At 71.1% G+C, this 19,221-nt stretch carries 13 protein-coding genes and 1 tRNA gene; 10 read left to right on the top strand and 4 right to left on the bottom strand.

Going from position 1 to position 19,221, the window contains the following annotated elements:
• From ACWKZU_RS06825 to ACWKZU_RS06795, 7 genes are all read left to right on the top strand, one after another.
• The coding region (locus ACWKZU_RS06825) for a GntT/GntP/DsdX family permease (RefSeq protein ID WP_449281648.1) at positions 1-1,011 on the top strand (1,011 nt) is incomplete at its 5' end.
• A 2-nt stretch (positions 1,012-1,013) separates the two neighbouring features.
• A complete protein-coding gene (locus tag ACWKZU_RS06820) occupies positions 1,014-1,595 on the top strand; it encodes a gluconokinase (protein ID WP_449281647.1) in 582 nt (193 codons plus the stop codon).
• Positions 1,596-1,676: 81 nt separating this feature from the next.
• Positions 1,677-2,717 (top strand): phosphogluconate dehydrogenase (NAD(+)-dependent, decarboxylating), encoded by a 1,041-nt coding sequence (gnd, locus tag ACWKZU_RS06815; protein ID WP_449281646.1) that lies wholly within the window; start codon positions 1,677-1,679, stop codon positions 2,715-2,717.
• A 15-nt stretch (positions 2,718-2,732) separates the two neighbouring features.
• Positions 2,733-2,805: transfer RNA gene (locus ACWKZU_RS06810), tRNA-Arg, on the top strand.
• A gap of 207 nt (positions 2,806-3,012) precedes the next feature.
• On the top strand, positions 3,013-4,020 hold the full coding sequence (locus tag ACWKZU_RS06805; RefSeq protein WP_449281645.1) for a hypothetical protein: 1,008 nt from the start codon (positions 3,013-3,015) through the stop codon (positions 4,018-4,020).
• A 74-nt stretch (positions 4,021-4,094) separates the two neighbouring features.
• A complete protein-coding gene (locus ACWKZU_RS06800; protein ID WP_449281644.1) occupies positions 4,095-7,331 on the top strand; it encodes a DUF4434 domain-containing protein in 3,237 nt (1,078 codons plus the stop codon).
• 161 nt (positions 7,332-7,492) lie between these two features.
• Entirely contained in the window at positions 7,493-8,077 is a 585-nt protein-coding gene (locus ACWKZU_RS06795) for a hypothetical protein (protein ID WP_449281643.1), read from the top strand.
• A gap of 124 nt (positions 8,078-8,201) precedes the next feature.
• On the opposite strand, the gene ACWKZU_RS06790 is transcribed toward ACWKZU_RS06795, so the two are convergent.
• Both ACWKZU_RS06790 and ACWKZU_RS06785 read right to left on the bottom strand, forming a co-directional pair.
• A complete protein-coding gene (locus ACWKZU_RS06790) occupies positions 8,202-9,533 on the bottom strand; it encodes a M1 family metallopeptidase (RefSeq protein WP_449281642.1) in 1,332 nt (443 codons plus the stop codon).
• Positions 9,534-9,537: 4 nt separating this feature from the next.
• The gene (locus tag ACWKZU_RS06785) at positions 9,538-13,497 is read right to left on the bottom strand and encodes a Pls/PosA family non-ribosomal peptide synthetase (RefSeq protein WP_449281641.1); all 3,960 of its coding nucleotides are present in this window, start codon (positions 13,495-13,497) and stop codon (positions 9,538-9,540) included.
• A 210-nt stretch (positions 13,498-13,707) separates the two neighbouring features.
• Here ACWKZU_RS06785 and ACWKZU_RS06780 point away from each other — a divergent pair, with 210 nt between their 5' ends.
• Positions 13,708-14,907, top strand: coding sequence for an MFS transporter (locus ACWKZU_RS06780; protein WP_449281640.1), 1,200 nt, complete (start codon positions 13,708-13,710; stop codon positions 14,905-14,907).
• Positions 14,908-14,934: 27 nt separating this feature from the next.
• On the opposite strand, the gene def is transcribed toward ACWKZU_RS06780, so the two are convergent.
• Positions 14,935-15,498, bottom strand: coding sequence for a peptide deformylase (def, locus tag ACWKZU_RS06775; RefSeq protein ID WP_449281639.1), 564 nt, complete (start codon positions 15,496-15,498; stop codon positions 14,935-14,937).
• A gap of 62 nt (positions 15,499-15,560) precedes the next feature.
• Here def and orn point away from each other — a divergent pair, with 62 nt between their 5' ends.
• Positions 15,561-16,211, top strand: a complete 651-nt coding sequence (gene orn / locus ACWKZU_RS06770) for an oligoribonuclease (RefSeq protein ID WP_449281638.1) — start codon at positions 15,561-15,563, stop codon at positions 16,209-16,211.
• Between the two features lie 9 nt (positions 16,212-16,220).
• Here the strand turns inward: orn and ACWKZU_RS06765 are convergent, their stop codons facing one another.
• Entirely contained in the window at positions 16,221-16,646 is a 426-nt protein-coding gene (locus ACWKZU_RS06765; protein WP_449281637.1) for a DUF1801 domain-containing protein, read from the bottom strand.
• A gap of 246 nt (positions 16,647-16,892) precedes the next feature.
• Here ACWKZU_RS06765 and ACWKZU_RS06760 point away from each other — a divergent pair, with 246 nt between their 5' ends.
• Complete coding sequence (locus ACWKZU_RS06760) at positions 16,893-19,217, top strand: putative bifunctional diguanylate cyclase/phosphodiesterase (protein ID WP_449281636.1); 2,325 nt, start codon at positions 16,893-16,895, stop codon at positions 19,215-19,217.
• Positions 19,218-19,221: the final 4 nt, after the last annotated feature.

Genomic DNA, 19,221 nt, shown 5'->3' with positions numbered 1-19,221 from the left:
ATCGGCCTGCCCATGTTCTTCGAGATCGGCCTCGTGCTGCTGATCCCGATCATCATCCTCGTGGCGCGCCGCTCCGGCCTGCCGCTCATGAAGATCGCGATCCCGACGCTGGCGGGCCTCTCTGCCATGCACGGCCTGGTGCCGCCGCACCCCGGCCCGCTCGTCGCCATCGACACCCTCGGCGCGAACCTCGGCCTCACCCTCGCCTTCGGCGTGATCGTGGCGATCCCCACCATCATCGTCGCGGGTCCGCTCTTCAGCACCTGGGCCGCGAAGTGGGCTCCCGTGCCCGTGCCCGAGCTGTTCACCACCGGCGGCGACGAGGGCGATGCCGATCGCCCGCGCCCCTCCTTCGCCGCGACCCTCGCCAGCATCCTGCTGCCGGTCGTGCTGATGATGGTGAAGGCGCTCACCGAGGTGTTCGTGGCCGAGCCCGCCGGTATCGCCTGGAACATCGTCAGCTTCCTCGGCACGCCGACCATCGCACTGCTGGTGACGGTGATCTTCGGCATCTTCGTGCTCGGCGCCGGCAGCCGGATGAACCGCGCCGCCATCGCCCGCTCGCTCGAATCGAGCCTGCCGCCCATCGCGGGCATCCTGCTCATCGTGGGCGCCGGCGGCGCGTTCAAGCAGGTACTCATCGACACCGGCATCGGCGAGGTCATCACCCGCGCCGTGATCGACAGCGGCATCTCGGTGCTGCTGCTCGGCTGGGTCGTCGCCGTGCTCGTGCGCGTCGCGACCGGTTCGGCCACCGTCGCCACGGTGACCGCTGCGGGGCTCATGGCGCCCGTGGCCGCGACGCTCCCCTCGCCCGAGGTCGCGCTGCTCGTGCTCGCGATCGGCAGCGGCTCGGTGTTCCTCTCGCACGTGAACGACGCGGGTTTCTGGCTCGTGAAGCAGTACCTCGGCACGAGCCTGCCGCAGAACTTCAAGACCTGGACGGTGCTCGAGTGCCTCATCTCGGTCGTCGGTCTCATCGGCGTGCTGCTCCTGGACCTGGTGGTGTGACGATGGCCGCCGCACCCGTCCTCCCGCCCGCTCCTCCGACCGTGCTCGTGGTCATGGGTGTCTCCGGCACCGGCAAGTCGACCCTCGGCGGACTGCTCGCGGGTCAGCTCGGCTGGGACCTGGCCGAAGGGGACGACTTCCACCCCGCCGAGAACGTGGCCAAGATGGCGGCGGGCACACCGCTCACCGACGAGGATCGCTGGCCCTGGCTCGACCGCATCGCCGAGTGGGTGCACGGCCACACCGCCGCCGGCACCCACGGCATCGTCACCTGCTCGGCGCTGCGCCGCGTCTATCGCGACCGCATCGGCGGACCGGGGGTGGTGTTCGTGCACCTCGAGGGATCCCGCGCCCTCGTGGCGGAGCGGCTGAGCCGACGCCTCGACCACTTCATGCCCGAGACGCTGCTCGGCTCCCAGTACGCGACGCTCGAGCCGCTCGAGGACGATGAGAGCGGGATCGTCGTCAGCGTCGACCGCTCCCCGCGCGAGCTCGCCGCGCAGATCATCCGGCGGCTCGGGCTGCGCCGCCTGCCGGGAGCCACCGAGGCCATCACCACGATCCCCGGCGGACTCGACGACTGACCCTCGGCGCCCGGCATCCAGCGCCCGGCAGCTCGTACCCCGCACCCCGCGCCCACCACCCCGGATCGGAAGGACACCGCTTTGCACCTCGGAATCATCGGCCTCGGACGGATGGGCGCGAACATCGCCCGGCGGGCCATGCGCGCCGGGCACGAGTGCGTCGCCTTCGACGTCGACCCCGGGGCCGTCGCCGCCCTCGCGCGGGACGGCGCTCGCGGAGTCGACAGCATCGAGGCGCTCGTCTCAGCGCTGCCCGCCCCGCGCGTGATCTGGCTCATGATCCCGGCTGCGCTCACCGGCGAGACGATCGAGCGGGTGGCGGCGCTGCTGCAGCCCGGCGACATCCTCATCGACGGCGGCAACTCCAGCTACCGCGACGACGTGCGTCACGGCGCGGCGCTCGCGGCCCGCGGCATCCACTTCGTCGACGTGGGGACGAGCGGCGGGGTCTTCGGGCTCGACCGCGGCTACTGCCTCATGGTCGGCGGGCCGGACGAGGCCGTCGCCGCGATCGACCCGCTGCTGCGCGCGCTCGCACCCGGCGCCGGCGACGCGGAGCGCACGCCCGGCCGCGAGGGTGAGTACGCGCCCGAGGAGCTCGGCTACCTGCACTGCGGCCCGACCGGGGCCGGGCACTTCGTGAAGATGGTGCACAACGGCATCGAGTACGGCATGATGGCCGCCTTCGCCGAGGGGCTCAACCTGCTCGAGCACGCCGACGCCGGCCTGGCGGGCTCCGAACACTCCGCGGAGCACGCCGCCGAGGTGGCACCGCTCGACGAGCCCGAGCTGTACCGCTTCGACATCGACACCGCCAAGGTGGCGGAGCTCTGGCGCCGCGGCTCGGTCGTCTCCTCGTGGCTGCTGGACCTCACCGCGACGGCGCTGCACGAGAACCCGTCGCTCGAGGGCCTCGCCGGCCGCGTCTCCGACTCGGGCGAGGGGCGGTGGACCGTGAAGGCCGCCGTCGACGTCGGGGTGCCGGTGCCCGTGCTCGCGGCCTCCGTGTTCGGGCGCTTCGCCTCGCGCGGAGAGGACCGCTACGCCAACCAGCTGCTCTCGGCCATGCGGCTGCAGTTCGGCGGACACCGGGAGCTGGCCGACGCCGACGCCCGCGCGTAGTACGCTGGACTGGTTGCCTCCGTAGCTCAGTGGATAGAGCAACGGCCTTCTAATCCGTCGGTCGCAGGTTCGAATCCTGCCGGGGGCACTGTATTCGTCGTCGAACATGCGGCACCGGCCGTGATGTCGTGGATCGGCCTGTTCGAGGGTTCCGCCGCAGTGGCGTGTCCCCATTTCTGTGGTCTTTTCGTCTGGTTTCCGCGCCCTCGACGGCTTGTTCGCCGTACCGTTCGTGGAGAACACGTCAAGGAGATGAGGCGACACGATGGGTACGAGATTTTCCCGACGAACGCGTATGGCATTCGCTACGGTCGCAATTGCCGGGGCCGCACTCGTCGGCGCGACCCCGGCCTGGGCGACCGGAACCGAGACCTCGTCGGCGGAGGTGACCGTCATCCCCCGCTGGGAGGGCGACTTCTATCTCTGGGAGGGCTACGACCACTTCGGGTCGTGGTACGGGTACAGGATCGTCGAGGACATCGGCTATACGGGCCCGTACCAGGCCCAGCCGAGGAAAGTGCTGGCCGGGATCCAGCGGGAGAACCCGACCTCTCCCCCGCTCCCGAAAGAGATCCCTCCCGCAATGCCGACGGTCCGCATGTCGGTCCCGATGCCCGGCACCACCGGCGAGATCCGCACCATGAATGGAGAATGCCTGCATCAGGGCAGCAAGGCTCCGGCACTGTTGTTGTTTCCATGGTGCGGTTCGGAGATAGGCGCCTGGGAGGTGACCGAGGATGGAGTGATCAAGGATCCGGAGACGGGCGAGAACCTGACGATGGACGTGACCTGGGCGAACTATAACGTTTCGTCTGATCGCTGGTACTACGTCGGCCCGAACGTCGGCTGGCCCGGAGCCCTCGGCGTCGGTGGGTATGCCCGCCAGAATTCTTGGTTCTCGGTGCGCTTCGAGAACATGTCGCAGATGCCGGGCGACGAACGATTCACCGCGACGACCGGGATCGACGCCGAGGGGAAACTCGCCCTGCGAGGCACCGGCACCCCGGGCACCTCGGTCACCTGGACCTCCGGCGGCTCCCGGCCCACGGTCATCCGGGCAACGGTGGATGCCGATGGCGTGTGGGAGATCGTGCCGAACACGACCGGTTCCGCCGGATTCGCCGAGTACACGGTCCGGCAGTTCGGAGCGGGGTTCTCCGACTCCGTCGCCACCCTCACGATGAACAGCGAACCGCTCCACCCGCCCGTCATCGACTGGCGGATCGCCGCCCCGGCGGCCGGACTCCTCGTACTCGCCGCCCCGGCTCTGCTCGCGGCACGCCGCAAGCAACAGGCACGGTAGCCCCACCGGTTCCACTCCTTCGCAGGCGAAGGACGTTCGAGAGGTCGAATAGCATGCACCGTCACTCTGCTCGTGTGTTGCGTCGTGCGGTCACGATGATCGGAGTCGCCGCCTTGGCGGCGGTCGGGCTGGTCATGGCCCCGGCCGCGGCCTCTGCGGTCGATGCACTGGGGGTGTGCGTACCCGCCGGGAGCGGTGCGTCGCGGATCGCCCCCGGCGCCGTGTTCGTGCTCCCCGACCGGATGCAGAAGGACGACGCCGCGCACTCCCGGTACGACCAGGAGGACTGGGACGCGCTGCTGGGAGAGTTGCAGCAGTCGGGCTTCGAGTCGGTGATCGTGCAGTTCACCGCTCGCACCGACGATCACACGGGTGCGTGGGGCGTGTACTTCCCGGGCAACGATCTGCACTCCCCGCGCGCGACCGGCGGCAAGGACCGCTCGGTGGTGCTCGGTTACATCCTCGCCGCGGCCCGCTCGACGGGCATGACCGTGACGATCGGCCTGGGGCTCGACGAGGCCGGCTGGTTCGCCGAGGGCTGGCAGGAGTCGAGCTGGATCGCGGCGGAGACCGACCGGGCGATCGCCACCGCGGACCGCATCTGGGAGACCTACGGCGACGAGTACGGCGACCTGATCGACGGCTGGTACCTGCCCTACGAGGTCGAAGGCTACGACCTCACCAGGAAAATCGATGATTCGCCGTCTGAGACGTTCGGGGCTCGTTTGAAGTCGGGGTACGTGGACTCGTATCTGGCGGAGGTGTCGGAGCACGTCGTGGAGCTGTCGGGGAAGGACCGCGTGATCGTGTCGCCGCTGTTCACAGCGTCGTCGTCGCCGACGATGAACAGCACGTGGCTTGCGGCGTGGACCGACTTCTGGGCGTACGTGTACGACACGACCGCGGTGACGGTGGTGGCTCCGCAGGATGGCCGGGGTTCGGGCAAGAACACGGTCGCGGCCGTGACGCAGTGGTTCCAGGCCACGACCGCCGCTCGTGATCAGGCCGGGGTCGCGGGCACCGAGGTGTGGGGCAACGCCGAGGTGTACCGGGATCAGAACGAGCACGTCAAGGTGATGCCGCTCACGATGCTCGCCGAGAACCTGCAGGCGATGCGTAATGGCGGCGCTTCGCGGATGGTGACCTTCTCCGCGATCACGTTCGATGCCGTGGCGGGACACAATGGGGCGGCTCACCCCGCACGGCAGGGTTTCGCGGCCGCGTATCGGGCGTGGGCGACGGGGACGCAGTGCCCGGGCTCGTCCGGCATGACCGCTCCCGGCGCGCCCGCGGCGGTGACGGGTGCCGATGCCGGCGAGAGCGATGGCGACGGATTCATCGACACGAACGTGACACTCAGCTGGGGTCCCTCGCAGACCGCTGGCGGAGCCGCCCGTGCGGTGGTCGCCTACCAGATCCGCCGCGACGGGAGACTGATCGGAGAGGCCGGTCCGACCGCCTCCCCGTCGGGGCGCGTGGAGTTCATGGACTATCAGCAGCAGCCCGGCCGCACCCTCGTGTACACGATTCGCGGCTATGACGCGTGGGGCGTCTTCTCCCCGGTGTCGACCCAGGCGGTCGTCACGATTCCCTGGACCTCGGCGGCGATGGAGACGAATCCCGCGCTGGGGTTCAACCTCGCCCGCAACGCCCCGTTCACGGTCACCAGCACGGCGGACCAGCCCGGCATCGGCCCGAACGGTCTCGGCAAGCCGGCCGCCGGCACCGCTGTCGCGGCCGGCAGCGAAACGGGGAAGTACGGCGACCAGATCGATCCGCTCGCCGCGGAGTACACGTGGGGCAACGGACCGCTGACCGACGGGCTGCTCGGCACCGACAACACCTACGACGGTCGCTGGCAGGCACTGGTGCAGACCGGACACATGCAGAACTGGGTGATGAAGTTCCAGCTCAACGGCGGCGCGGGCGCGCCGGTGCGGCAGGTGAACACGCAGTGGCGGCACCACCCCGCGCACGGCGCGAGCGCTCCGGAGCAGGTCACGGTGAAGGCGCGCACGGTGAACGGCACCATGACGACCCTGGGAGTGTTCAGCCGAGCCGACCTGATTCCCGGCGGGCAGAACACGGTCGGCACGTACTGGCACACGGTCACCGCGCCGCAGGAGCTGCCGAACGTGTCCGAGATCTGGCTCGAGGTGGTCAGCCCCGACACGTCGCAGGTGTTCATGGGCGAGTTGCAGGCCTTCGACAACCAGCAGACCAATCACGCCCTCGGGCAGAAGTACCAGTTCTTCCCCTACTCCAGCAGCGCCGAGTACTCGTCCTGGGCGACGGGCCTGCGGGCGTGGACCCTCACCGACGGGGTGGTCGCGAGCAGCGGCAGCCAGAGCCCCGGATGGTCGGGCCGCAACATGACCACCCTCGGCATCAACAAACTGTTCATCACCCTCGATCTGGGGGCGGTCTCGCCGATCGAGTCGGTGGCGTTCGGTTCGCTGCAGTCGGGCGGTGAGAGTGTGGGTGTGCCCGCCTCCTGGCGCGTCCGCACCGCGTCCGCCGACGGCGTCTGGGGCGGCTGGGCCGCAGGAGAGCCGCCGAGCACGTCGCCGGCCGGGCGGCGCACGTTCGCGCTCGAGCACGAGGTGGCGGCCCGCTACGTGCAGCTCGAGCTGACGAGGCGGAGCACCGCGCAGTGGTTGTTCATCGATGAGGTCGAGGTCGGTACCACGGCCACCGCCAACATCGCGGTCGATCGGCCCGTGATCCTCGCCTCGAACACCCCCGCGCTCCTCCCGGCGGGCGTCACCCCGGGCTGCGCACAACCCGGCCCCGTCGCTTCGCGCTCTTCCTGCAATAGGACCGCCAACGACGACGAAGACCTGCTCAGCGGGCTCACCAGCACGACCCCGTATCCGACGCAGTGGAACGAAGTGTCCCCGCGCTGGTCGATGACGAAGCACTACGACTATCTGCTCGATGCGGCCGGCACGCAGTACGGCGCGACCTACGAGATCGACCTCGAGGGGAGCTACGAGCTGCGCGAGATCACGTCGACCTGGCTGGAGGACTACCAGGCCTCGCTGACCCTGCCCAGACAGGTGACCGCCAGCTACCTCACCCCGGACGGGCAGTGGAAGTCGTTCAGCCAGCCCGCGAATCGCCCCGCGACGTATCAGGAGATCCCGCAGGAGATGTTCACCTGGACGTACCGTCACGCCCGCACGGTCCCCGTGACGGCGACGAAGATCCGCATCCAAGCGGCGAACGGCACGCTCAAGCCCTGGGAGGGGAACACCATCACCAGCATGGCCACCGCACGCATCACCGCGCACGAGGCCATCCCCGAGTAGGCCCGGGCCCGCCGGCACCGGTGGCTGCGCAGCCACCCGCGCCCCCTCGTCACCGTACCATCCATGAAGATACACTTTTTCAGAACAGCGCCCCAGGGAGGATCGATGGTCGAAGTTCTGCTCATCGCGCTCGCACCCGCGTGAACCCGGAGGCCGGGCGCGTGCCGCGCGAGGCGCTCGAGTCGGCGCGGCGACTCGGCCGCGCCCGGATCGCCTGGGCGATCGCTCCCGACGCGGCCGAGCGCCGCGGACGCGGGCGCGCGCTGCTGCGCGGTCTGGTGGGCGGCGACGCCGAATTCTACGCCGTGTGCCCGCGATGCGGCGGGCCGCACGGGCCGCTGCGGGTGCGCCCCGGCAGCACGCCGGGCGAGGATCCCGAACCGCTCGTGAGCGTCGCCTACGCCGGACCGCTCGTGGTGGCCGGGGCCGCGCCGCGCAGCGCGACCGCGTTCGCGATCGATGCGGAACTCGACACCGCGAGTCGGCGCCGGGCCGTGCGCGAGGCCATCGGCTCCGATCGCGTGCGGGACTGGACGCAGATCGAGGCCGTTCTCAAGGCGCGCGGCACCGGGCTGCGCGGCGACTTCGCGGCGACCCGGATCGAGGCGGCAGCGCCGGAGAACGGGGCGGAGGTCGACTGGACTTCCCCCGCCGCGGACGGCTTCCCCGCGCTCGTCGGCCGTGATGCGCGGCTGGAGCTTCCGGGCGGCTCGGTCGCGCTGCTGAGCGTGGCGTACGACGGCTGAGCGGCGCGGGGTTGCGGGGTGGATCCTGCGACTTCGCGCAGGATGACCGTGGGGGCGCAGCAGGATGACCGGGGATGCGCAGGATGACCGTGCACGCGCGGGTCCGGGGCGGAGACGCAGCCCCTCAGGCGGGACCGGGCACGAGGAGCGGGGGCAGCGGGGGCAGCGCCGTCCCGTGCAGCCACTTCCGCCAGAGCTCCCCGAGGGGCACCGGACTCAGCGACTCGGCGAGCTCGACGAACTGGACGCTCTCGACCAGCCGATGCTCGTTGCCCGTGGCCCAGGCGCGCAGCAGCGCGCGGAAGCCGGTCTCGCCCATCGTGCGCCGCAGCGCCTCGAGCAGCAGGGCACCGCGCTTGTACACGCGGTCGTCGAACATGTCGGCGGGCCCGGGATCCGCGAGCAGCAGATCCTGCGGCAGCCCGGCGATCAGGGCGTGATGCTCCTCCGCGAGTCGCGCGGCCGAGGGGCCGCCCGCCGCCTCCGACCACAACCACTCGGCGAAGCACGCGAAGCCCTCGTTGAGCCAGATGTCCCGCCACCGGGCGATGCCGACGCTGTTGCCGAACCACTGGTGGGCGAGCTCGTGCGCGATGAGCCGCTGCTCGCCGGCGGCGTTGTGGTTGACGCCGAAGGTGACCATGCCCTGCGACTCCAGCGGGATCTCCAGCTCCTCCTCGGTCACCACGATCGTCAGGTCGTGCTGCGGATACGGACCGAACCACTCCTCGAAGACGCGCAGCATGTCCGGGACCGGCGCGAACGCCCGCAGCGTGGCCGCGGCCTGCGCCGGCGCGGTGAGCAGGCGGCCGCCGAGACTGCCGCCCCGCAGCCCGAGCGCGAGCGGGTACTCGGCGTACTCGCCCACGTGCACCGCGACGAGATAGGTGGCGGTGGGCACGTCGCTCTCAAAACTCCAGCGTCGCGTCCCTCCGCGTCGCACGACGAGCCCCGGCACGCCGGTCGCCGCGACGAAGAACCCGTCCTCGACGGTGAGCGCGATCGAGTAGCGCGCGCGATCGTCGATGCGGTCGTTGCACGGGAACCAGCTCGGAGCCCCCGTCGGCTGCGCCGCCACGAGCGCACCGTTCTCGAGCTCCTCCCACCCGATGCGCCCCCAGCGCGAGCGGCGGGGGGCCGGACGGCCGGCGTACTCGATCTCGAGCACCAGTTCTCGTCCAGCGGGCAGCGGCTCGTCGAAGCGGATCTGCAGCGCGTGCTCGCCCTGCTTCACCCGCCGGTGAGCGCCTCCGTCCACCCGCACTCTGCTCGCCTGCAGGCCCACGAGGTCGACGCGCAGCGCGTCCGTCTCCTCGAGCACCTCGATGCGGAGCTCGGCACGGCCGACGAGGCGGTTGGTGCGGGGGGTGTAGGCGAGGTCGAGCACGTAGCGCTCGACGGCGTAGCGCGGGTCGCCGCTGTGCGGCGTGTAGGACTTCGGCATTGGATCGGTCACCCGGTCACTTCGTGGACTGATATGCGCGCACCTTCACCGCGCGCCAGGGGCCGATGGGGTTGCCGCTCCACCGCGACCCCACCGGCACGCGCTCGCCGCGCATGACGAGCGAGGCCGGCCCCACCGTCGCGTGCGCGCCGATGCTGGCCGCGGGCAGGATGACGCTGTGCGGGCCGAGCGTGGCTCCGGCCTCGAGTTCGACGGTGTCCATGCTCATAATTCGATCATGGAACAGGTGGGTCTGCACCACGCAGCCCCGATTGACGGTGGATCCGTCGCCGAGCGTCACGAGATCGGGCTCCGGCAGCCAGTACGACTCGCACCACACACCGGTCCCGATGCGCGCGCCGAGCGACCGCAGCCAGACCGCGAGCGCCGGCGTGCCCGCCGCCGCGCGGGCGAACCACGGCGCCGCGAGCATCTCGGTGAAGGTGTCGCTCACCTCGGTGCGCCACACGAAGCTCGACCAGAGCGGCGCCTCCCCCGGGTGGATCGGACCGACGATCGCCCACTTCGCGGCCGTCGACACGCCGGCGGCGACCGCACCCGCGGCGAGCATCACCACACCCGAGAGCAGCAGCGTCCACACCGGTCCCACCGACTCCCAGAGCAGCGCGAAGACGAGCAGCACCACGAGTCCGAGCCCGCAGGTGACGATCACCGGCACGATACGGCAGAGCTCCCACAGCGCTCGGGCCGCACGCAGCGCGGCACCGGGGTGATAGGTGCGCGAGTCGTCGCCGTTCTGCGCCGCCCGGCGCAGCCGCACCGGCGGAGAACCGAGCCACGAGGACCCCGCCTTGGCCTTGTCCGGTGCCACCGACAGCACCGCGACCAGCGAGTCCCTGGGTACGCGATGTCCCGGGCCCGCCATCCCGGAGTTGCCGAGGAACGCGCGCTTGCCGATGCGCACTCGACCGATGCGCAGCCAGCCCCGCTGCAGTTCGTACGAGGCGACCATCGTGTCGTCCGCGAGGAACGCCCCGTCGTCGATGCGCGTCATCGCGGGCAGCAGCAGCACGGTCGAGGCCTCGACGTTCCTGCCGACCCGGGCGCCCAGCAGGCGCAACCAGACCGGGGTGAAGAGGCTGGAGTAGAGCGGGAAGAGGAAGCTGCGCGCGGCGTCGAGCACGCGCTCGGTGGCCCACGCCTGCCAGCCGATCCGGCTCAGCACGGGGAACGTCCCCTCCCGCAGCCCGATGGACAGCAGCCGCACGATCACCACGACCGCACCTCCGTAGAGCAGTCCGGTCAGGAGCACCGCCGGCACGAGCGCACCGAGCGCCGCGAGCGCCGCCGCGCCCAGCGTCTCGCTGCCGCGCATCGCTGCGGCGATCACGATCCCGCCGCCGGCGAAGGCGGCGAAGGGCAGCAGCGCCAGGCCGAAGGACGAGAGCCCGTACACCGCCTGCCACGTCCGCGAACGCCGCGGCGGGGCGTCGGGCCACGCCGCCGAACGTCCTCCGACGCGCACCGCGGGGGATCCTGCCCAGGTCTGCTCGGCCTTGACCCGGCCGAACACGGCCGATCCCGGGGCGATCTCGGCGCCGTCGTCGATCCGCGTGCCCGGCGCGAGTGTGCTGCGCGCGCCCACCGTCACCTCGCGGCCGATCCGCACCTCGCCGATCCGCAGCAGATCGCCGTCGATCCAGTAGCCGGTGAGATCCACCTCCGGTTCGATCGCGGATCGCGCGCCGACCTCGAGCATGCCGGTGATCGGGGGCAGTGCGTGCAGGCTCACGTCCCTGCCGATCCTCGCCCCGAGCGCGCGTGCGTAGAGGGTGACCCACGGGGCGCCCGCGAGGCCGACCGCGTCGATCTGCTCGGCGAACTGCTCGGCAAGCCACAGCCGCATGTGCACCTGTCCGCCCCTCGGGTAGTCCCCGGGCCTGACTCCTGCGAGCAGCACCCGGGCGGCCAGGGCCGCGATCGACATGCGGCCCACAGGGGTGGAGATGACGAGGATCGCGACGATGAGCGCCCACGGCGGCGCACTCGGCAGCACCTCGAAACCGGCGGAGAGGTTCAGGATCGTGCCCGCGGTGAGCAGGTAGACGAGCCAGCGCACTCCGCTCGCGATGAAGAGCGGCGCCCCCACGAGCGTCTGCGCCCACTGCGTGCGGCGGGGCGTCGGGCGCGGATGGTGGAAGTCGTCCGGCCCGCTCGCGTCCTCCACCGCGGCGATCGCCTTCGCCATCGCGCGCAGGCGCGGCACGTCGTAGATGTCGGCGACCGTGAACTCGGCGACGCGCTCGCGCACACGCGACACGAGCTGCGCCGCGGCGAGCGAGCCTCCGCCCAGGTCGAAGAAATCGGCTCCCGCGTCGGGCACCGGAACACCGAGCACGGCCTGCCACTGCTCGGCCAGCCAGCGCTCGGTGCCGGTGAGTCCCTGCGCCGCGGGCTCATCGACTCCGGGCAGCGGCCACGGCAGCGCCGCGCGATCCACCTTGCCCGAGGTGCGCACCGGCAGCTCTCCGACCACGGCGAGCAGCGGCATCACCCCCGCCGCAAGCCGCTCGGCCAGGTGCGTGCGCGCCAGCGCCCGGTCGAGGGGCTCGTCCCCCTCCACGACGAGATAGCCCACCAGCAGCGGTACGCCCGCCTCGCTCGCCTGCACCGCGGCGGCGGCGGCCGTCACACCGGGCAGCTCCTGCAGCGCGTTCTCCACCTCGCCGAGTTCGATGCGCCGCCCGCCCACCTTCACCTGATCGTCGGCGCGGCCCAGGAAGATCAGCCCCTCCGGCTCGTACCGCACGAGGTCGCCGGATCGATAGGCGCGGTCCCATCCGAGCGCGGGCATGGGCGCGTACTTCTCGGCGTCCTTCTCCGGATCGAGATAGCGGGCCAGACCGACGCCGCCGATGATCAGTTCGCCGCTCTCCCCGGCCCGCACCCGGTGCCCGGCAGCGTCGACCACAGCCAGATCCCAGCCGTCGAGCGGCAGTCCGATGCTGATCGGGGAGATACCGTCGAGCCGGCATCCGCACGACACCACCGTCGCCTCGGTGGGACCGTAGGTGTTCCACACCTCGCGGCCCTCCTCCACGAGACGAGCGGCGAGCTCGGGCGGGCAGGCCTCGCCCCCGAAGATGAGCAGCCGCACGCTCTCGATGGCCTCGTGCGGCCACATCGCGGCGAGCGTCGGCACCGTCGAGACGACGGAGATGCTCTGGCGCACGAGCCACTGCGCCAGGTCCTCGCCCGCCCGCACGAGCGCGCGGGGCGCGGGGACGAGGCAGGCTCCCGACCGCCAGGCCAGCCACATCTCCTCGCAGGAGGCGTCGAAGGCGACGGACAGGCCCGCGAGCACACGGTCCCCCGGTCCGAGGGGCGCCTCCCGCAGGAACATGCGGGCCTCGGCGTCGACGAAGGCGGCGGCCGAGCGGTGCGACACCGCGACCCCCTTCGGCACTCCCGTGGATCCCGAGGTGAAGATGATCCAGGCGTCGTCGTCGAGCGCGGGGGCTCCGAGACGATCCGCCCCGGGGTCGGTCGACTCCGGGCCGGCCGCCCCGGTCTGGTCGGGCTCGGCCGGGGCGAGGCCGGTCGGCGCGTATCCGCCGTTGCCCACGATCCCGACGACGCCGGCCTCCCCGAAGACCAGCCTGGCGCGCTCGTCGGTGTCGTCGGCGTCGACCGGCACGTACGCCGCACCGGCGACCATGGCCGCGAGGATCGCGATGTAGAGCTCGCGGGATCCGCTGTCGACGCGCACGCCGACGCGGTCGCCGCGGCGCACGCCGTTCGACCGCAGCTCGAGCGCCCGCGCCTCGACCGCGGCGAGCAGCTCCGCGTAGCTCAGGGCGCCGGAGCCGTCGTCGAGCGCACTGGATTCCGGGTGGGCGGCCGCCGTGGCGCGCAGGATGTCGATCAGCGTGCGCGGAGGAGCGGCCCGCGACCCCAGCGTCAGCTCGACCTGAGGATCCCGATGACCGCTCGGCGGGGTGTCTGTCGAGTTCACTTCCCGGTTTCCTCTTCTCCGCGAGTGGCACGGCCGGCGAACATCCGCCGCACGGTCTGCCACGACTATGCCACCCGGCGCGCCGCGCCGCGCTCTCGTTCCGCTCTCGCACCCCAAGACTTTCCCGAATGCTCACCGGTCGTTCACCTCCCGATACCGGGGGACGACCGCGCCGATCCCCCGTTCTCGGCCCGCCGCTAGGATCGTGTGGTGCGTGATTCCTCCCGGCCCCGGCTTCCCTTCGAGGTCTGGGCGCTCGTGGCCGGGGGCTTCACCGTGGCTCTCGGCTACGGCGTCGTCGCCCCGGCGATCCCGCAGTTCGCGCTCGAGTTCGGCGTCTCCAACTTCGCGGCGTCGGCGATCGTCAGCGCATTCGCGCTCATGCGCCTGCTCTCCGCACCCCTCGCGGGCTGGGTCGTGGGGCGTCTCGGCGAGCGTCGCACCTACACGCTCGGCATCCTCATCGTCGCCGTCTCCACGGGCGCCGCCGCCCTCGCGGCCGACTACACCCAGTTCGTCGTGCTCCGCGGCGCGGGCGGGATCGGATCGACCATGTTCACGGTCGCCGCCACGGCACTCCTCATCAAGGTGAGCCCGCCGCGGGCCCGTGCCCGCGTCGCCAGCCTGAACGCCGCCGGATTCCTGCTCGGCGGCCTGCTCGGGCCCGTGTTCGGCGGGATCGTGGCATCGTTCGGCCTGCGCGCGCCCTTCGTGTTCTACTTCGTCACGCTGCTCGCCGCCGCCGCCGTGGTGGCCGTCTCCCTTCGCGGCTCGCAGGCCGCGGCGCGACCGAACGGCGATGACGCTCCGGGCGACGAGGCGATGACGCTCCGCGAGGCGGTCCGCCTCCCCCACTTCCGCTCGCTGCTGCTCTCCGTCTTCGCCTTCGGCTGGTCCTCCTTCGGGGTTCGCGTCTCGGTCATCCCGATCCTCGTCGCAGTCGCCTTCCAGGGCGACGCGGCGCTCGCGGCCTGGGTGCTCGCCGCCTACGCCGCCGGGAACGCGCTGCTCATCCTGCCCTCGGGCCGCTGGAACGACACCGTGGGCCGCAAGCCCATGCTCGTGCTCGGCACCGCGGTGCTCGCGCTCGCGTACGCGGCGCTCCCGGCGTCCCCGAGCATCGGGGTCGTATTCGCGGTGATGTTCGCGGCCGGGGCGGGGTCGGCGCTCGTCAATCCGGGCCAGCAGGCCGTGCTGGCCGACGTCCTCGCGCAGAGGCGCGGCGGGGGCGTCGTCGCGGCGTACTCGATGACCAGCGATCTCGGCGGGGTGCTCGGCCCCCTCGTCGCGGGAGCGATCGTCGACCTCGCGGGATTCGGCTGGGCGTTCGGCGTCACCGCCGCGCTGCTCGTGGCCGCGCTGCTCGCGTGGCTCGCCGTCCCCGACTCGCGTCGGCTCGCATCCGGCTGATCGGGCTCCCGGCAGCGCCCGAGTGCATCAGCCCTCCAGGTCGTCGACCCCCGGCAGCCAGCTGAGTCCCGGCTTGCCCCAGCCGTTCTTGCGCTGCGCCTTCTGCGCCCCCCGGTTCTCCGGATGCACCAGGCGATCGACGTAGAGCAGCCCGCTCAGGTGATCGAACTCGTGCTGCAGGATGCGCGCGAACCAGCCGCTCGCCTGCACTTCGAAGGGATTGCCGTCGATGTCCTGCGCCCGCAGCAGCGCGCGCGGCGAACGCCGCAGCGCGAAGCGCTCCCCGGGGAACGAGAGGCAGCCCTCGACCTCGTCCTCGCCGGGGAGACCGGGCTCGGGCGGAGCGATCCAGAGCTCGGGGTTGATGGCCGCCCCCTGCGCGGGCGCCTCGTCCTGATCCTCGTACATCCACACGAACACGCGCTTGCCCACCCCGACCTGAGGCGCCGCGAGCCCCACGCCCGGAGCCGCGACGGTGGTCTCGTACATGTCGTCCACGAGCGTGCGCAGCTCTGCGTCGAACTCGGTGACGGGGGCTGCGGGGCGGTGGAGCACGGGCTCGCCGGAGATCACGATGGGAAGGACTGCCATGGAGTCCAGCCTATCGGGCAGCGTCTAGACTGAATTGGTTCAAGTGGCTGAAGGAGTGCAACGTGTCGAACGCGCCAGCGGATCAGATCGTGTGGATCGACTGCGAGATGACCGGTCTCGACGTGGATCGCGACGGGCTCTGCGAGATCGCCGTGATCGTGACGGACTTCGATCTGGAGCCGCTCGACCCGGGCTTCGAGATCGTCATCAACCCCGGCCCGGAGGCGCTCGAGAACATGAGCGACTTCGTGCGGGGCATGCACGAGAGCTCGGGGCTCCTCTCCCGCATCGAGGGCGGTGCGGCTCTCGAGGAGGCGGAGGCGCAGGTGCTCGCCTACCTGAGCCGCTTCGTGACCGCCGGCCGCCGGCCGCTCGTCGCGGGCAACACGATCGGCATGGACCGCCGCTTCATCGCGAAGTACCTGCCGCGGCTCGAGGGCCGCCTGCACTACCGCAGCATCGACGTCTCCACGATCAAGGAGCTGAGCCGGCGCTGGTACCCGGCGGCCTACTTCGGCGCACCGGAGAAGCGGGGCGGGCACCGCGCGCTCGCCGACATCGCCGAGTCGATCCAGGAGCTCGCGTACTTCCGAGGCGCCGTGATGATCGAGGGCCCCGGGCCCGACAAGACCGCTGCGGCCGGGATCGCACAGGCGGCGAGCGAGCGCTACGCCCCGCTCATCGACGGCCCGGAATCCGCGCCCACCGTCTGAATCCGCGACTCAGGGCTCGGGGTCGTCGCCCCGCGACCACGCGATGGCGATGAGCCGGCGCAGCACGTCGAGGTCGATGTCCTCGAGCCGCTTCACGTAGACGCAGCCGGCGCCCTCCGTGTAGGTGCCGAGCTGCGGCAGGAGGCCCGCTCCTTCCGGCAGATCCTTCAGACCGTAGAGCGAGAGCTGCGCCTTGCGCGGCGAGAATCCGGTCTTCGGCCAGTCGCCGCGGGTACGCGGGTTGGCCGGTGAGATATAGCGGTAGCTGCCGTACCCGACGATCGAGGAACCCCACAGCACCGGCGGCTCTCCCGTCGCCTCGCCGAAGATCTCGGCGAGCGCCAGCCCGTCCTCACGGCGCTTCGCCGGAGTGGCGCGCTCGAGGAACGCCCGCACGTCGGCGTCGCCGGGCCGGGTCTTGATCTCGTTCGCCACGCTGCCATTGTGCCTCACCCGCACGGGTCGGGGAAGAGCGACCGGAAGCGATCGCGGACCGCCGGCAGGCCGGATTCGACCGCTGCGCTCCGGATATCTCGTCGAGTGGAGACCTCCGCGCTCGAGCAGTTTCCGCGTCGCGCGCCGGGATCGCGCGTCACTCATGCCATGATTGACTCTGCTGATCTTGCTGCACGTCGCGTCGTCACCGTCGCGTGGGCACGCCGAAACATGGGAAGAGGGGCCGTGTTCAGACGCATGGGTGCGACGAATCGGGGCGACGTCCTCTCGGCGCTCTTCGCCACCCTCGCGCTGGGCAGCATCGGGTACGGGGGCTACCGCCTGATCCAGTCGGAGCCGGAATCGTGGACGCTGGTGCTCGCCGTGATCGCGGGGGTGATCATCTGCAGCGCGTTCCAGATGCACATCGGCCGCAACCCGGGGTTCCCCCTCGTGGGCGTGAGCATCGTGATGCTCGCGATCCCTCCGGTAAAGGAGTCCCCGCTCCTCGGCGTGTGCGTCTGGGCGGTGGGCGTCGTCATCTCGCAGATGGTGCGCCGCCGCAGTTTCCTGCACGCGCTGTGCGTGACGGGAACGAGCGCCCTCGCCGCGGCCGCCTTCGTCGCGGTCCACACCGCCCTGTCGGGGCTCGACGTGTGGCTGCTCCCGAGCTTCCTCGCCGCGTCCACCGTCTACTACGTGCTGTTCCTGCTCGGCGAGTTCGTCCGGCAGTGGGGGCGCTCGGCCCCCGACCGCGGTTTCGGCCTCTCGGCGATCAGTCTCCCCAAGGTCGGTCTCGTCGTGCTCGTGGTCACCGGCACCGCCACGCTCATGAACTACGTCAACTCCTCGCTGGTGCCCTGGTTCGAGCACAATCCGGTCGCGAGCCGCAGGTCGTTCGTCGTGCTGCTCACGGCGTCCGTGTTCTACGTGCTCGCCCAGCGCCAGCGCTACGCCGCCATCGAGCACCGGCTCAACGCCCTCGTGGACGCCGCCGTCGAACTGCCCCGGGAGAACGGGGGCGGCATCGCCGCCGCGCTGCAGAGCCGAGCGCGGGACATCGTCCAGGCGAACGTCGTGGAACTGCGCGAGCCGGGGCCCCAGCCCCACGAGATCGGCGCGGCGGTGAGCCTCGGCTCGGGCACCGAGCAGCATCTGATCGCCGCGCGCAAGATCGGCGGAGGGCCGTTCACGCGAGAGGATGAGCACGCTCTCGGCACGCTCGCCCACGTCGCGAGCGAAGCGGCGCGCGTGCAGGGCGAGGTCGACGTGCTCGAGCGCCGCGCGAACAGCGACACGCTCACCGGACTGCCGAACTACGGCGCCTTCCAGAAGGCGCTCATCGAGGCGAACGAGAACCGCCCGTACCACGAGGGCATCGCTCTGCTCTTCCTCGACCTCGACAACTTCAAGAAGCTCAACGACAACTTCGGCCATCGTGCGGGCGACGAACTGCTGCGCGCCATCGCCGACCGGCTGCAGAGCGCCGCGGGCGGCGGAGACTTCGTGTCGCGCGTCGGCGGCGATGAGTTCGTCGTGATCCTCTCGGGGCTCGTCTCCCTCGAGCAGGCGAAGGAATCCGCCGACCGGATCATCGAGAAGGTCAATCAGCCGCTCTCGCTCGAGGGGCAGTACCTGCGCCCCGTGGTCAGCGCGGGGCTCGCCTTCTCGAGCCATCGGGAGCTCGACGCGCAGACGCTCGTGGAGGACGCGGACCGCACGATGCTGCGGGCCAAGCGCTCTCGGCGCCAGGGCGGGCCGGTCGCCGGCAACGTCAGCGTCTCCTCGCATCGCTCGACCCGCACGAACGACATCGTCGCGCGAGCGATCCGCGACAACCGGCTCAGCCTCGCCTTCCAGCCGATCGTGAACATCGAGCAGGGCAGGATCTGGGCGTTCGAGGCGCTCGTGCGCTACGTCGATCCCGAACTCGGCCCCATCTCCCCGCCCTCGCTCGTGGCGCGGGCCAAGAGCCTCGGCCTCATGAACGAGCTCACGCAGCAGGTCATCACGAAGGCCCTGGATGCGGCGGAGGCGTTCCACCGCCTCGAGCCCGGTATCGACTGCATGACGGTGAATCTCGAGCTCGGCCAGATCAGCGAGGACGAGCTCGGCCCCTTCATCCGCGACACCGCTCGAGCCCACCCGGATCTCTCGCTCTGCATCGAGCTGAACGAGCGCTCGCTGCGCTCGGTGACCGACGAGCTGCGGCGCGACGCCGAACTCATGCAGGAGGCCGGGGTGGTCATCGCGCTCGACGACTACGGGTCCGACGACTCCCCCGTGGGAGCCCTCGTGCACTTCCCCATGAACATCCTCAAGATCGACAAGAGCCTGATCAACAACCTCGACGACGTGCGTCAGCGCGAGGTGATCCGGGCGCTGCAGGGCTTCGGCGACAGCCTCAACCACACCGTGGTCGTCGAGGGCATCGAGAATCGCGCCATGGCCGATGTGCTCATCGAGCTCGGCGTCCGCAGCGCGCAGGGCTACTACTTCGGCAGGCCCTTCTCATTCGCGCAGACGATGGATCGTCTGCAGCACTGGAGCGCGCGGGCGCTCATCACCTGAACCC

The sequence above is a fragment of the Leucobacter sp. genome, from assembly GCF_053528595.1.
Note: the sequence above shows the minus strand (reverse complement) of the source record. Positions and strands in the feature narration are given on the sequence as shown.